The 14056-nt window shown below is 69.4% G+C and carries 9 protein-coding genes and 1 pseudogene; 4 read left to right on the top strand and 6 right to left on the bottom strand.

Annotation, left to right across the window (positions count from 1 at the left end):
* Positions 1–233: 233 nt before the first annotated feature.
* On the top strand, positions 234–1484 hold the full coding sequence (locus KHF85_RS16380) for a histidine-type phosphatase (RefSeq protein ID WP_284567469.1): 1251 nt from the start codon (positions 234–236) through the stop codon (positions 1482–1484).
* 234 nt (positions 1485–1718) lie between these two features.
* On the opposite strand, the gene metK is transcribed toward KHF85_RS16380, so the two are convergent.
* Complete coding sequence (gene metK / locus KHF85_RS16375) at positions 1719–2930, bottom strand: methionine adenosyltransferase (RefSeq protein WP_284567468.1); 1212 nt, start codon at positions 2928–2930, stop codon at positions 1719–1721.
* 205 nt (positions 2931–3135) lie between these two features.
* On the opposite strand from metK, the pseudogene KHF85_RS16370 reads away from it, so the two are divergent.
* The 3 genes and pseudogenes from KHF85_RS16370 to KHF85_RS16360 all read left to right on the top strand — a co-directional run bounded on the left by KHF85_RS16370 (position 3136) and on the right by KHF85_RS16360 (position 7093).
* Positions 3136–4853, top strand: a pseudogene (locus tag KHF85_RS16370) (lysophospholipid acyltransferase family protein).
* Positions 4850–5659 carry a UDP-2,3-diacylglucosamine diphosphatase gene (locus KHF85_RS16365; protein ID WP_284567467.1) on the top strand — a complete coding sequence of 270 codons (810 nt, stop codon included), beginning with the start codon at positions 4850–4852 and terminating at the stop codon, positions 5657–5659. Before KHF85_RS16370 ends, KHF85_RS16365 begins: the two are co-directional and overlap by 4 nt.
* A gap of 363 nt (positions 5660–6022) precedes the next feature.
* Positions 6023–7093 (top strand): metal-dependent hydrolase, encoded by a 1071-nt coding sequence (locus KHF85_RS16360; RefSeq protein ID WP_284567466.1) that lies wholly within the window; start codon positions 6023–6025, stop codon positions 7091–7093.
* Positions 7094–7148: 55 nt separating this feature from the next.
* Here KHF85_RS16360 and dusB read toward each other — a convergent pair whose 3' ends face one another.
* The 5 genes from dusB to KHF85_RS16335 form a co-directional block, all read right to left on the bottom strand.
* Positions 7149–8147, bottom strand: a complete 999-nt coding sequence (gene dusB, locus KHF85_RS16355; protein ID WP_284567465.1) for a tRNA dihydrouridine synthase DusB — start codon at positions 8145–8147, stop codon at positions 7149–7151.
* 101 nt (positions 8148–8248) lie between these two features.
* Complete coding sequence (locus KHF85_RS16350) at positions 8249–10609, bottom strand: glycoside hydrolase family 98 domain-containing protein (RefSeq protein ID WP_284567464.1); 2361 nt, start codon at positions 10607–10609, stop codon at positions 8249–8251.
* 376 nt (positions 10610–10985) lie between these two features.
* Complete coding sequence (locus KHF85_RS16345) at positions 10986–11591, bottom strand: DUF4893 domain-containing protein (protein WP_284567463.1); 606 nt, start codon at positions 11589–11591, stop codon at positions 10986–10988.
* Positions 11592–11690: 99 nt separating this feature from the next.
* Positions 11691–12644, bottom strand: a complete 954-nt coding sequence (locus tag KHF85_RS16340) for a ribokinase (protein WP_284569581.1) — start codon at positions 12642–12644, stop codon at positions 11691–11693.
* Positions 12645–12690: 46 nt separating this feature from the next.
* Entirely contained in the window at positions 12691–13989 is a 1299-nt protein-coding gene (locus KHF85_RS16335; protein WP_284567462.1) for a NupC/NupG family nucleoside CNT transporter, read from the bottom strand.
* Positions 13990–14056 lie beyond the last annotated feature (67 nt).

Raw genomic sequence — 14056 nt, 5'->3', positions numbered from 1 at the left:
CGCGTCGCGGCATACTGCCGCGGCGCGCGTTGGCGTTCATGCGCGGCGGCATGATGATCGGTGCAGGCTGGTAGCCTTGGGCCAGGGCACGCGATGGATCGGTCGCGGCTGTGACGCAGTCGCGTCCTGCGCCGTCCGCCGTGGGTCGGCGCAGACTGCGCCGCGACCGGTGCACTGCGCGTTGCGGCGAGGCTGCAGCGCGAACGATTTTCCTTTTTGACTGGAACATAAAGATGAGCAAGTGCATGCGTTGGATGCTGTGGATGGTCGCGGCGGCGGCGGCGGCGGCGACGGCGGGCGCGCAGGCGCGGCCGGCGCAGGCTGCGGCGCCGCAGTTGCAGGTCGAGCAGGTGGTGATGCTGTTTCGCCACGGCGTGCGCGCGCCGCTGCAGGGCGAGGCCGCGGCGGCGGCGTTGGCCGACCGTCCGTGGCCGGTGTGGGACACGCCGGCGAGCCTGCTGACCGCGCACGGCCGCACCGGCGTGCAGCTGAGCGGCGACTACACCCGGCAATGGCTGCTGCGCGACGGCGTGCTGCCGGCCACGGGCTGTCCTGCGGCCGGTGCGGTCAGCGTCTACGCCAACACCGACCAGCGCACCATCGCCAGCGCGCAGATCCTGGCCGAGGCGCTGGCCCCCGGCTGCGGGCTGCAGGCCGGGCATCAGCCGCAAGGCAGCGACGATCCGCTGTTCCGTCCGGTCGAGGCCGGTGCGGTGGACTTCGACGCGGACGCGGCGGTGGCCTCGATCCAGCGCCAGACCGGCGGTCCCGGCGCGGTGGTCGCGCCCTATGCGAAGGAACTGCGCACGATGCAGCAGATCCTCGGCTGCAGCGCGAAGACCTGCGATTTCGCGCACATGCCCTCGTCGCTGAGCGCCAGCGCCAATGGCCGCGGCATCGCCATGCACGGTCCGCTGGACCTGACCTCCGGCACCGCCGAGGTGCTCATCCTGCAATACGCCGAAGGCCTGCCGCTGGACCAGGTCGGCTGGGGCCGCGCCACCCGCGAACGCATCGGCGTGGTGTCGCGGCTGCATGCGTTGCTGTTCGAGATCTATGCGCGGCCGCAGTACATGGCCGCGCGCGCCGGCGCGCCGCTGGCGCGGCGGGTGCTGGACACGCTTGGCGTGGCGCACGCGCCGAAGCTGAGCGTGCTGGTTGCCAGCGATACCCATATCGCCGCGCTCAGCGGCTTGCTCGACCTGCACTTCCATCTGCCCGGTTTCGGCCAGGACGACTCGCCGCCGGGCGGCGCGCTGGTGCTCGAGCAGCTGCGCGACGTGCGCAGCGGCCAGCGCTACGTGCGCCTGCGCTATCAGGCGCAATCGCTGGACCAGCTGCGTGCGCTGACCCCGCTGAGCCTGCGCAAGCCGCCGCTGCTGCAGACCTTGCGCGTGCCCGGCTGCAGCGACGCCAAGACCCAGCTGTGCACGTTGCCGCAGTTCCAGAAGGTCTTGCAGGAATCGCTGCAGCGGCGCGGCTGAGTTGGCGGCGCTGCGGCAGCAGGCGCATTGCCTGCGCCGCAGCATGACGTATCCGCGCGGTTGCCGCCGCCCGTGTAGGAGCGGCTTCAGCCGCGACCGAGCGTTACCGGGAACGCCCGGTCGCGGCTGAAGCCGCTCCTACAGGGAGCGGATTGCGCGCCATCGCCGCCGCGACCAACCAAAAGAAACGGGCCGCGATGCGGCCCGTTTTCGTGCAGGCACTGAAGCGCCGGTTTACTTCAGCTTCGCGTCCGCGCGCAGCGCATCGGCGCGGTCGGTCTTTTCCCACGAGAACGCCGTGGCGCTGTGCTGCGCGCCGGTGCCGTCGGTGTAGGTGAACGCCTTCGGGGTGCGGCCGAAGTGGCCGTACGAGGCGGTCTGCTGATACATCGGGTGGATCAGGTCGAGCATCTGCAGGATGCCGTACGGACGCAGGTCGAAGTGCTTGCGGATCAGCTTCTCGATCTTGTCGTCGGCGATCTTGCCGGTGCCGAAGGTGGTGACCGAAATCGAGGTCGGCTCGGCCACGCCGATGGCGTAGGAGACCTGCACTTCGCAGCGGTCGGCCAGGCCGGCGGCGACCACGTTCTTGGCCACGTAGCGCGCCGCGTATGCCGCGGAACGGTCGACCTTGGACGGATCCTTGCCGGAGAACGCGCCGCCGCCGTGGCGCGCCCAGCCGCCGTAGGTGTCGACGATGATCTTGCGCCCGGTCAGGCCGCAGTCGCCCACCGGCCCGCCGATCACGAACTTGCCGGTCGGGTTGATGTGGAACTTGGTGCCCTTGTGCAGCCACTTGGCCGGCAGCACCGGCTTGAGGATTTCCTCGCGCACGGCTTCGACCAGGTGCTTCTGCTTGACGTCCGGATCGTGCTGGGTGGACAGCACCACCGCGTCGATCGCGGTCGCCACGCCGTCTTCGTAGCGCAGGGTGACCTGGCTCTTGGCGTCGGGGCGCAGCCACGCCAGCGGCGAGTTCTTCTTCTTGCGGACCTTGGCCTGCTGCTCGACCAGGCGGTGCGCCAGGTGGATCGCCGCCGGCATGAAGCTGTCGGTCTCGCGGGTGGCGTAGCCGAACATCAGGCCCTGGTCGCCGGCGCCCTGTTCTTCCGGCTTCTTGCGGTCCACGCCCTGGTTGATGTCCGGCGACTGCTTGCCGATCAGGTTGAGCACGCCGCAGGTCTCGCCGTCGAAGCCGACGTCGGAGCTGTTGTAGCCGATGTCCAGGATCACCTTGCGGGTCAGCGCTTCCAGGTCGATCCAGGCGCTGGTGGTGATTTCGCCGGCGACGATCGCCACGCCGGTCTTGACCAGCGTTTCGCAGGCCACGCGCGCGCGCTTGTCCTGGGTCAGGATCGCGTCGAGCACCGCATCGGAGATCTGATCGGCGATCTTGTCCGGGTGGCCTTCGGAGACCGACTCGGAGGTGAAGAGATAGCTGGACATCGCGGCTATATCCTTGTATTCGGATGAAAAGATGGACACGCATGATACACGGGCGCGCGCTGCTGTGCATTGTGCCGCTGGCGGCGTTAGGCAAGGTTAACCGCTCAGCCGGCGGAGCTGCGGGCGTCACTTTGCCGTAGTCATATTGCAAGATCGGTGTCGCTGCGGGGGCCGAAGCTGTGCGCAATCAGCAAGAGGGCTTGCCGTGCTCGCACTCGAACGTCGTCTGCAGGATCGCTACCCACATTGGTTTGCCGGGCGCCGCTCGCGGCTGGTGCGCCCGCTGTTGCGCGGCCTGCAGAAATGGTCGGGCCTGGATGCGCTGGACGCGTTCCTGGACGCCAGTCACGAACTGCGCGGCTTCGCCCTGGTCCAGGCCGGGATGGATTTCCTGCAGGCGCGCTACGTGGTCGGGCCGACCCCTGCCGCGTGCATTCCGGCACGCGGGCGCCTGCTGATCGTCGCCAACCATCTTCCGGGGCGCTGGACGCGCTGGCACTGCTGGATTGCGTGGGCCAGGTGCGGCGCGACGTGAAGATCGTCGCCAACGATTTCCTGTGGGCGCTGGAAGGCCTGCGCGAGTTGCTGCTGCCGGTGCGCATCCTCGGCGGCGCGCCGTCGCCGGCCAGCGTGCGCGCGATCGAGCAGGCGCTGGAGCAGGAGCAGTGCGTGATCGTGTTCCCGGCCGGCGAAGTCTCGCGGCTGGGCTGGGGCGGGGTGGCCGACGGGCGCTGGCGCCGCGGCTTCACCCGCTTCGCGCTGCGCACCGCCACCCCGGTGCTGCCGGTGCGCATCCATGCGCGCAATTCGGCGTTGTTCTACGGCGCCTCGGCGCTGTTCAAGCCGGCCGGCACCGCGTTGCTGGCGCGGGAGATGTTCGCCCGCCGCGAGCGCCGCATCGCGCTGAGCCTGGGCCACGCCCGCGCGCTGCCGCAGGGCCAGTCCGACGCCGAACTGATGCGCGGCCTGCGTCGCGAGCTGTATGCGCTCGGCCGTGCCGGCGCGAGCGCGCCCGCGGCTAGCGAAGAGCCGCTGGTCGACGCCGGGGATCCGGCGGCGGTGGCGGCAGAGTTCGGCGCGCTGCACAGCCTGGGCCAGACCGTGGACGGCAAGCAGATCCGCGTAGGCCGGCTGCGCGCCGGTTCGGCGCTGCTGCGCGAGATCGGCCGCCTGCGCGAGCTGACCTTCCGCGCGGTCGGCGAGGGCACCGGCCGGCGCCTGGATCTGGACGACTACGACACCTGGTACGAGCACATCGTGCTGTGGGACGGCGCCGCCGCGCGCGTGGTCGGCGCCTACCGCGTGGCCCGCGGCGCGCCGGTGCTGGCCGAGCGCGGCCTGGCCGGCTTCTACACCGCCGGGCTGTTCCGCTACGGCGAAGCGCTGCTGCCGCGCATCGCCGCCGGCATGGAGCTCGGCCGCAGCTTCGTGGTGCCCGACTACTGGGGTAGCCGCAGCATCGACTACCTGTGGCAGGGCATCGGCGCCTACCTGCGCGACTACCCGCAGGTGCGCTACCTGTACGGGGCGGTCTCGATCAGCGCGGCGCTGCCGCAGCAGGCGCGCGAACAGATCGTGGCCTACTACGCGCGCTACTACGGCGATGCGCTGGGCGAAGCCGCCTCGGCGCGGCCGTTCGACTATTCGCAGGCGCCGCCGGCGTTCGACGCGTTGGACGCGGAGACCGCGTTCAAGGTGCTCAAGGGCAACCTGGACGCGCTCGGCGCGGCGGTGCCGATGCTCTACAAGCAATACACCGAGTTGTGCGAGCCGGGCGGCGCACGCTTCCTCGCCTTCGGCGTCGATCCTGCGTTCAACGACGCGGTCGATGGCCTGATCGAACTGGATCTGCAGCGCATCCGCAGCAAGAAGCGCGTGCGCTACCTGGAACGGCCACGTAGCGAAGCTGAGGTGACGGCATGAACAATGTGAGCAGCCTGTCTCCGCCCCCGCGCCGGGCGGTGTTCGTGTCCGACGTGCACCTGGGCGCGCCGCATTGCCACGCGCGCGAACTGGCCGATTTCCTCGGCGGCCTGCAGTGCAAGCAGCTGTATCTGGTCGGCGACATCGTCGATTTCTGGTGGATGGCGCAGCGCCGCGCGGTGTGGGGCGCGGCGCACCAGCGCGTGATCGATGCGCTGCACGCGCTGGCGCGCGGTGGCACCGAACTGATCTATGTGCCCGGCAACCACGACCGACCGATCCGCCGCTTCTGCGGCCTGGCGCTGCCGGCGATGCAGGTGCGCCGGCGCGCGGTGCACGTGACCGCCGACGGGCGCCGGCTGCTGGTGGTGCACGGCGACGACTACGACGCAGTCACCCAGTTCGGCGGTCTGCAGGAGAAATTCGGCGACTGGCTGTACTACCGCATCCTCACCGGCAACCAGCTGACCAACCGCGTGCGCCGCCGCTTCGGCATGCGCTACTGGTCGCTGGCCGATTACCTGAAGCGGCAGAGCAGCGCCGCCGAGCGCTACATCGAGCGCTTCGTCGACGCCGGGCTGGACGACGCGCGGCGCCGCGGCCTGGACGGCGTGGTCTGCGGCCATGTCCACCGCGCCGGCCTGTTCGAGCGCGACGGCCTGGTCTACGCCAACGATGGCGACTGGGTCGAGAGCCTCACCGCGCTGAGCGAGGACCACCAGGGCCGGCTGCAGTTGCTGTCGCATACCGGGCAGGTGCTGCAGACCCTGGCCCCGCGCGTGTTGCGCCTGCCACAGGCGGCATGATCGCGCGCTGGTTGTGGTGGCCGCATTCCCGTCGGCCCGCGCCAGGCTCACTCCACCTGTAGGAGCGGCTTCAGCCGCGACCAGCGGAGTCGTAACTACACCGGCTCCGGACACTGCCTGTCGGGGCTGAAGCCCCCTCCTACAGTGCACCCAGCAGGCGATCCGCAGGCCGTGTAGGAGCGGCTTTAGCCGCGACGAACGAAGCCAGTAAGCCGATTGGTCGTGGAAGCGTTCCGAACTACGGATGGCCCGAAGGCCAGCCGGAGTGCATCCAACGGATTAGCCGCAGGTCCCTTGAGAGCCAACGACGGCCTCGCGGTTTCTTCAAATCGCCCACGACCCATCGCCTGCTAGCATCGGCCGATGGACTCCCTCACCCAGATCGTGCTCGGCGCCGCCGTCGCCGCCGCCATCGCGCCCGCGCAGCAGCGCCGTGCCGCGCTGCTCGCCGGCGCCGCGCTCGGCACCGTCCCCGATCTCGATGCGCTGCTGCTGTTGCCGCTGACCCGCGACCCGGTCACGCTGATGACGGTGCACCGCAGTTTCAGCCATTCACTGTTCGTGCTGCCGTTGCTCGGCTGGCTGATCTGGTGGCTGTACTGGCGCTTCGGCCGTGGCCGTGTCGCGGCATCGCCACGACGCTGGTTCTGGGCGATGCAGCTGGCCCTGATCACGCATCCGCTGCTCGATGCGTTCACCGTCTACGGTACCCAGCTGTGGTGGCCGCTGCGGCCGCCGCCGGCGATGTGGTCCAGCGTGTTCATCATCGATCCGGGCTACACCCTGTGGCTGCTCGTGGCCTGCGCCATCGCCTGGTGGGCGCGTGCGCGGCGCGTGGCGCAGCAGGCGCTGCTGGCCGGGCTGATCCTGAGCAGCGCCTACCTGGGCTGGTCGCTGCTGGCCAAGCACCTGGTCGATCGCCAGGCCGACCGCGCGCTGGCGGCGATGGGCCTGCAGCACGCGCCGCGCTTCTCGGTGCCGATGCCGTTCAACACGCTGCTGTGGCGGGTCGTGGCGATGACCCCGAGCGGCTACGTGATCGGCGAACGCTCGCTGGTCGCCGACCACGGGCCGATGCGCTTCCAGGGGTACCCGTCCAACACTCAGGCGCTGGGCGAAGTGCGCGCACTGCCGGCGGTACAGCGGCTGGCCTGGTTCAACCGCGGCTTCATGCGCGCCCAGGTCGAGGACGGCGAATTGGTGCTCAGCGATCTGCGCATGGGCCTGGAGCCGGACTACAACTTCAACTTCGCGGTGGCGCGGCAGCACGGCGACGGCTGGCAGGCGATCGAACCGCGCCAGTTGCAGGCCGCGTACCGCGCGCCGGTGGCGCGTGGGCAGATCGGCGCGGCGCTGGCGCGGATGTGGCGGCGCATCTGGACCGAGCCGGCAGCGGTGGCGCCGGCCGGCGCGGCGGCGCCCGGTTCGCACTGAGCGGAGCCGGGGAGAATCTGCTGCGAACGCGGGATGCGGTCCTGCGCGGCGGCGCTCAGGCCGCCGCAGGCAAGGCGGGCGGCACGCCGGCGATCAGCGCATCGAAGTAGTCGCTGGTCAGCCGCAGCTGCGCGTCAGCGCTCTCGGCGCGGTTGACCACGGCGCGGAACGCCGCGTTCTCGGGGCGGTCCTTGGCGTACCAGCCCAGGTGCTTGCGCGCGATGCGCACGCCCTGCGCTTCGCCGTAGAACGCGTGCAGGGCCTGCAGGTGGCCGAGCAGGGTGTCGCGCACGAAGGGCAGCGAGGGCGCCGGCAGCAGTTCGCCGCTGGCCAGGTAATGCGCGATCTCGCCGAAGATCCACGGCCGGCCCTGCGCGGCGCGCCCGACCATCACCGCGTCGGCGCCGGTGGCGGCCAGCACCTGCGCGGCCTTGTGCGGCGAATCGATGTCGCCGTTGGCGATCACCGGGATGCGCAGCGCGGCCTTGATCTGCGCGATCGTGGCGTATTCGGCCTGGCCGTTGTAGTGCTGGTCGCGGGTGCGGCCGTGCACCGCCAACGCGGCGATGCCGCAGTCCTGCGCGATGCGCGCGATGGCCGGGCCGTTGCGGTGGTCGCAATCCCAGCCGGTGCGGATCTTCAGCGTCACCGGCACCGGCGAGGCGTTCACCACCGCGCTGAGGATGCGCGCCACCAGCGCCTCGTCGCGCATCAGTGCCGAGCCGGCCCAGGCGTTGCACACCTTCTTCGCCGGGCAGCCCATGTTGATGTCGATCAATTGCGCGCCGTGGTCGGCGTTGTAGCGCGCGGCCTCGGCCAGTTGCTGCGGCTCGGTGCCGGCGATCTGCACGCTGACCGGGTCCGGTTCGCCGGCATGGTCCATGCGCTGCAGCGATTTGCGCGTCTGCCACAGGCGCGGGTCGGAAATGGTCATCTCCGACACCGCCAGGCCGGCGCCCAGGCGCTTGCATAGCAGCCGGAACGGCTTGTCGGTGACCCCGGCCATCGGCGCCAGGATCACCTTCGGTTCGATCGTGTAGGGGCCGATACGCATGCCGCCAGTGTAGCGGGGCGGCCACCGCGCCGCCTCCCCGTGACGCCCAGGTCGCGGCGGTTGGCGGCGCGCCGGCTGTCCGCCGCGCCGCCCCGCGTCGGCTAGTGCGACAGGCGGATGTTGTCCAGGTACAGCGAGGCAGGCCGGGTTCCGTTGGCGCGGAACTCGATGCGGTTGCTGCCGGCGTTCAACGTCACCGGTTGCTGCAGCGTCGCCCAGTCGCTGGCCGAGGCGGTCTGCGCGAACACCGGCGTGCCGACCTTGCTGCCGTTGACGTACAGGTCCACGTTAGCGATGCTCGCGCCGGCGGTCGAATACCGGGTCTGCAACTGATAGGTGCCGGCGCTGGCGACGCGGACATCGTCGCGGATACTGGCGCCGCCGCCGGTGCCGAAGTCGACGTAGCCCATCCCCTGGTAGTTGCGCAGCGGGCCGGAGACGCCGTTGGCGACCAGGCTGCGGATGTTGCGGAAATCGAAGTTCTCCGCCTCGTACTGCTGCACGCCGGTGTAGGCGGGCGGCGCGTCCGGCGCCTGCAGGCTCGCCACCGGGGCGGAGCTCGCGCGGCCGCTGGCGTTGCCGGTGCAGTGCACGGTGATGTCCAGCGGCCCATTGTGCGCCACGCTCAGCGTCAGCCCGTCCGCGGTCGCCGCGCTGGTGACCTTGCTGGGCTGGTGATCGCCGCGATCGGCGAAGCTGTAGGTCGGGGTGGTGGTGGCGCCGTCGATATCGATCGTATCGGTCTTCAGCGCTCCGTCGGGGGAGTCGAAGTTGTTCAGATAGATCGACAGCCTGTCGGGGAATTCCTTGATCACGCCGCTGGTGTAGGGCGCGTAGTTCACGCTGACCGCGGCGCAGCTGTTGTACTTGAGCGGGATGGTGCCGCTGGCGGTCTGGTTGGCCTTGGACGGGTTGTAGGTGACCCAGGTGTTGTCCTGGCGCCCGGCGTAGATGGTGCCGGTGTATTCCTGCGGGAACAGCGCATTGAGTTCGTTGAGCTTGGCGCTCATGGTCGGCCAGCGCGCCGCATACGTGGTCTTGGCGATTTGCACCTTGAACGACTTGGCGGTGGCGTCGGTCAGCTGCCAGACGGTGGGGATGGCCGGATAGCGCCCGGTCTTCTTGTACCAGCTGTGCTGGTTCAGGTAGGTGCCGTCGCCGTCCAGCAGGTACAGCCCGGAGAACAGCGTTTCCGGCGAGGAATACAGGTTCCTGTCGTCGCCGGTGGTGGTGTCGTTGACGATCACGACCTTGGAGCGGTCGATCACTTCCTGGCGGCTGAGGATGCGCAGCGTGCCGTCCAGGATCTTGCGGTAGATGTCCAGCTGTAGATTGCGGAAATGCGGGTAGAACTCCCAACGGCGGCTGTTGTAGCCGTCGCTGGTGATCGCGTTCGGCAGGGTGTGCACCGCATCCAGGGTGATCTGCTCGGGGCCGTCGAACACGGTCTCGCCGGTGAAGGTCAGGTGCTCGATCAGGTGCGGCGAGCCGGCCTGCACCGGATAGCTGCTGCCGTCGCTGCTGTACCAGCCGGTGCGATCCGGGCGGATGCCGTAGTGACCGGCGTAGCCGGACAGGAACATGCCCAGGCTCACGCTCTCGATGTCGTGGTAGCCGTAATCGGCGGTGAATTTCTCTTCGATGATGAAATTCTTGGCATAGGAACCCAGGGCGTTCCTGAAGATCTGGTTGCGCTTGACCATGGCCAGCGGATTGATGTTGGCGCCGTAGAAGCCGCCGGTGAAACTGACCGCCAGATAGCCGCCGTACTTGTTGGTGAGCTTGAGCAGGTTGGCCCAGTGTTCCCAGCGTTGCGCGGGCGAACCCGAGCAGGGCTGGTCGAATCCCCAGAACTGCTCGGCGTAGTTGAAGCCGATGAAGTTGGGGTAGTCGCGGAAGAATTCGCCGTAGGCCGTCGCTTCCAGGTCTGCATTCGGCGCGTAGTCGGGGAGGTGGCTGAAACCGCCGCTGGAGGGCTGGATCATCGCCCACACGCCATTGGCCGCCGCGGTCTTGATCCAGGAACGCGCGGTTTCCAGGCCGTTCTCCACCTGTATCCAGTTGCATTGATTGCCGGTGGCGCCCTGGTGATTGATCGACAGGGAGATCAGCAGCACGGTGTAAGGACGCAGGTCGGCCGGAATCAGGTCGATGATCTTCTGCGGGTCGGCCGTGTTCCAGGTGTCGGCATGGATCAGGAACATCGGCTGGTGCGGCGACAGCGGCCGGCGCAGCGATGCGTCGGGTGTTTCGCTGGCCGCGGCGGCAGTGGCCGCGGCAGCGCGCGGCGCGGCGGCCGGGGTGCGTGTGGTGACCGACCACGCGCTCGGCGTGGTCATGGTCAGGTCGGCGGCAGCGGCCGCGCCGCTGCCGTCCGGGTCGTCGCCGCCGCAGGAACTCAACAAAACGCTCAGCAACGCGCAGGGCAACGCGGACTTGCTCAATCCTGTGTGCATCTTCATCGGGAGTGGTCAGTTTTTTGGAGGGGGAAAGGTGTAAGGCCGGGTGCACAGGAGACGGTCGCGCTGTGCGACACGACGCGCGATTGCCGAGCGCCGGCGAATCTAACAAGCATCGGCGTCTGCGAACCGGAACGCCTGCACATTACGCGCAAGTGTTTATAAACGCGCTGATGACCGGCGTTGGCAGATGTCGGTTTTGGCGCGCGCTGGACGCATCGCCTTGGCGCCGCGTGGGAACAGCGATCGTGGCGATGCGAGGACGCGCAATCGCAGTTGCGCGGGTAGTGTGACCGGTGTGCCGCAGTTCGATGTCAGTCAGATGTCGCCGTTGTGCCGGCGGCGCGGACACGGCATGCGCGCGCCGGCCGCGCGTGCTTCAGCGGATCAGCTGGTATAGCTCGAAGCCCTTGGCGTTGCCGTCCAGGATCAGCAGCAGTTCGTCGGGTCCCAGCGCCACCAGGCGGCCGACGCTGTTGCCCTTGCTGCCGTCGGCGACGTTGCCGGGCGCGTAGTGGCCCGGCGGATCGTCGTTGACCGTACTGGTACCCAGGAACGCGAATGCGCGGCTGTCCTTGGCCAGCGCAGACAGCGTGCCGCTGCGGCGCTGCGAGCCGCTGGTCTTGCGCAGGCGATAGCCGCAGGGATCGCGCGCGATCTCGGCCTTGAAGTAGGGGTAGGCATAGGCGAAGCGCGGCTCGACCTGGATCGAACGCACCTTCCAGCGGACCTCCAGCTTGCCCGGCAGCTGCGGCGACTGCGCGCGCTGCAACAGCGTGCGCGCCAGCGCCGCGCCGTGTTCCTGGTCGGCATCGGCGTAATGCGGCGCGATCGCCTGTTGCAGGCTGTCCGCCGCGACGGTCACCGCGGCGCGGTCGGCGTCGGCGACCGCGCTGTTCCAGTCGCAGCGCGGCGCGGCGACGGCGCACAGCGGGGCAAGCAGCGCGCACAGCGCGGCGAGGGCGGCGACGCAAAGACGGGGCATCGAAAACGCCTTGTCGGGATGCAGGCCCGTCGCGGCGACGGGCAGTGAGTGCAGTGGTCTGGGCGAACGGGAACGGAGGCCGCCATCGGCGCGCACGGCTCAGCCGGCGTCCGGCGCCAGTCGCGGCATCGACGCCGCGGCGCCTTCGGCCTCGGTCGAACGCGCTGCGTAGTGGTTGGCGAAGCGCACGTGGGTGGCGAAGCTGGCGTTCGGCGACTGCGCCAGCGAGGCCACCAGCGCACCGTTGAAGGCATCGCCGGCGCCGGTGGTGTCCACGGTCTGCGCCGCCTCGGCGCCGATGCGGTAATACGGCTGGGTGTCGCCGCGCAGGCGATCTTCCGGATGCGAGATGAACGCGCCGACCGCGCCCAGCGTGACCACCACGGTGCCGCCCGGCAACAGCTTGCGGCACAGCGCGTGCAGGCTGCCGCCATCGGTGGCGGCGACATCGTCGGCATCCACGCGCTCGCCGACGTGGCGCGCCAGCAGCGCGGCGAACTCGGTTTCGTTCGGGGTCAGCACGTCGGCCAGCTTGAGCAGGCCGATGCTGGTCTGCGCATTCGCCGGCGCGGCGTTGAGCACTGTGGTCAGGCCGGTCTCGCGGGCCAGCGCCAGGGTGCCCTCGATGGTCTCGATCGGCGATTCCAGCTGCGCCAGCAGCACCCGCGCCGAGCCCAGCAGCGCGCGCTGCGCCTGCACGAAGCCCAGGCTCAGCGCGGCGTTGGCGCCGGCGCCGATGACGATGGTGTTGCGGCCGTGGCCGTCGACGTAGATGCCGCCCGTGCCGGTCGGCTCGGCGCTGGCCTCGGCGGCCAGCTCGATGCCGTCCTGCGCCGCCAGCGCGCGCGCCATCGCGCCGCCGGGATCGTCGCCGAGCGCGCAGACGAAGCTGGTGTGGGCGCCGGCGCGGGCGGCCGCCACCGCCTGGTTGAAGCCCTTGCCGCCGGGGCCGGTGCTGTAGCGACCGGCGATGGTCGCGCCCGCGGCGGGCAGGGTTTCGCAGCGCCAGACGTGGTCGACATTGAACGAACCGACGACGATGACCGAACTCATAGGCATGTGCTGCTTCTCAACAAGGACTGGGAAAAGGGAAATCGCATCAGCCGAAGTGCGACAGCACGCCGGCGATGGTGGCGGTCATGAAGGTGGCGATGGAACCGCCGAGCACCGCGCGCAGGCCCAACCGCGCCAGGTCCTGGCGCCGCTCCGGGGCCAGCCCGCCGATGCCGCCGATCTGGATCGCGATCGAGCTGAAGTTGGCGAAGCCGCACAGCGCGTAGGTGGCGATCAGCCGGCCTTCCTCGCTCAGTTGCATGCCGGGGATCTCGCCCTTGACGATTTTCGACAGCTCGCTGTAGGCGACGAACTCGTTGATCACGACCTTCTGCCCGATCAGCGAGCCGACCGTGGTCGCGTCCGCCCACGGCGTGCCGATCACCCAGGCGATCGGCGCCAGCAGGTAGCCGAAGATGGTGGCCAGGTTGGTCGGGCGGCCGATCGCCGCGGCCAGGCCGGTGGCGTCGCCGAGCCAGGTCAGCGGCGCGTTGACCAGCGCGATCAGCGCGATGAAGGCCAGCAGCATCGCGCCGATGTTCAGCGCCAGGCGCAAGCCGTCGCCGGCACCGGCGGCGGCCGCGTCGATGATGTTGCTGGTGGTCTTCTCCACGTCCATCTTGACCGTGCCGCGGGTCAGCGGCGTGCCAGTTTCCGGGATCAGCAGCTTGGCCACCACCAGCGTCGCCGGCGCGGCCATGATGCTCGCCGCCAGCAGGTGCTTGGCGTAGAACGCCTGCTGCGCCGGATCGCTGCCGCCGAGCATGCCGACATAGGCGGCCAGCACGCCGCCGGCGATATGCGCCATGCCGCCGATCATCATCGTCAGCAGCTCGGACTCGGTCATTTTCGGAATGTACGGGCGCACCGTCAGCGGCGCCTCGGTCTGGCCGATGAACACGCTGGCGCAGACGCTAGTTGTCTCCGCGCCGGACACGCGCATCACCTTGGTGATCGCCCAGGCCATCATCCGCACCACCGCCTGCATCACCCCCAGGTGGTAGAGCACGCCCATCAACGCCGAGAAGAAAATGATTGTCGGCAGCACCTGGAAGGCGAAGATGAAGCCGTTGCTGGTGGTGTCCATCAGGCTGCCGAAGATGAAGTTGGAGCCTTCGTTGACGAAACTCAGCACCTTCACGAACAGCTGTCCCAGCCAGTTGAAGACCTCGTGCCCGCCCGGCACCAGCAGCACCAGCGAGGCGAATCCGATCTGCAGGACCAGGCCGGTCGCGACCAGCTTCCAGTCGACCGCGCGCTTGTTGTTCGAGAACAGCCAGGTGATCCCGATCAGCACCGCCAATCCGAACAGGCCGAAGCCGATCCTCCCCAAACCTTCGACCATCTGCTTCCCCTGGATCGCCGGACCAAAGAGAGGGAGCGTAGTGCAGGGGGTGACGGGCGGCAAGGTA

The organism is Xanthomonas graminis pv. graminis (assembly GCF_030168915.1).
GTDB classification, from domain to species: Bacteria; Pseudomonadota; Gammaproteobacteria; order Xanthomonadales; family Xanthomonadaceae; genus Xanthomonas_A; species Xanthomonas_A translucens.
The sequence above is the reverse complement of the archived record's forward strand: the minus strand, read 5'-3'. Positions and strand labels throughout refer to the sequence as shown.

Coding starts and splice junctions, on each gene's coding strand:
- KHF85_RS16380 (WP_284567469.1), top strand. CDS start 234: ATGAGCAAGTGCATGCGTTGGATGCTGTGGATGGTCGCGGCGGCGGCG.
- metK (WP_284567468.1), bottom strand. CDS start 2,930: ATGTCCAGCTATCTCTTCACCTCCGAGTCGGTCTCCGAAGGCCACCCG.
- KHF85_RS16365 (WP_284567467.1), top strand. CDS start 4,850: ATGAACAATGTGAGCAGCCTGTCTCCGCCCCCGCGCCGGGCGGTGTTC.
- KHF85_RS16360 (WP_284567466.1), top strand. CDS start 6,023: ATGGACTCCCTCACCCAGATCGTGCTCGGCGCCGCCGTCGCCGCCGCC.
- dusB (WP_284567465.1), bottom strand. CDS start 8,147: ATGCGTATCGGCCCCTACACGATCGAACCGAAGGTGATCCTGGCGCCG.
- KHF85_RS16350 (WP_284567464.1), bottom strand. CDS start 10,609: ATGAAGATGCACACAGGATTGAGCAAGTCCGCGTTGCCCTGCGCGTTG.
- KHF85_RS16345 (WP_284567463.1), bottom strand. CDS start 11,591: ATGCCCCGTCTTTGCGTCGCCGCCCTCGCCGCGCTGTGCGCGCTGCTT.
- KHF85_RS16340 (WP_284569581.1), bottom strand. CDS start 12,644: ATGAGTTCGGTCATCGTCGTCGGTTCGTTCAATGTCGACCACGTCTGG.
- KHF85_RS16335 (WP_284567462.1), bottom strand. CDS start 13,989: ATGGTCGAAGGTTTGGGGAGGATCGGCTTCGGCCTGTTCGGATTGGCG.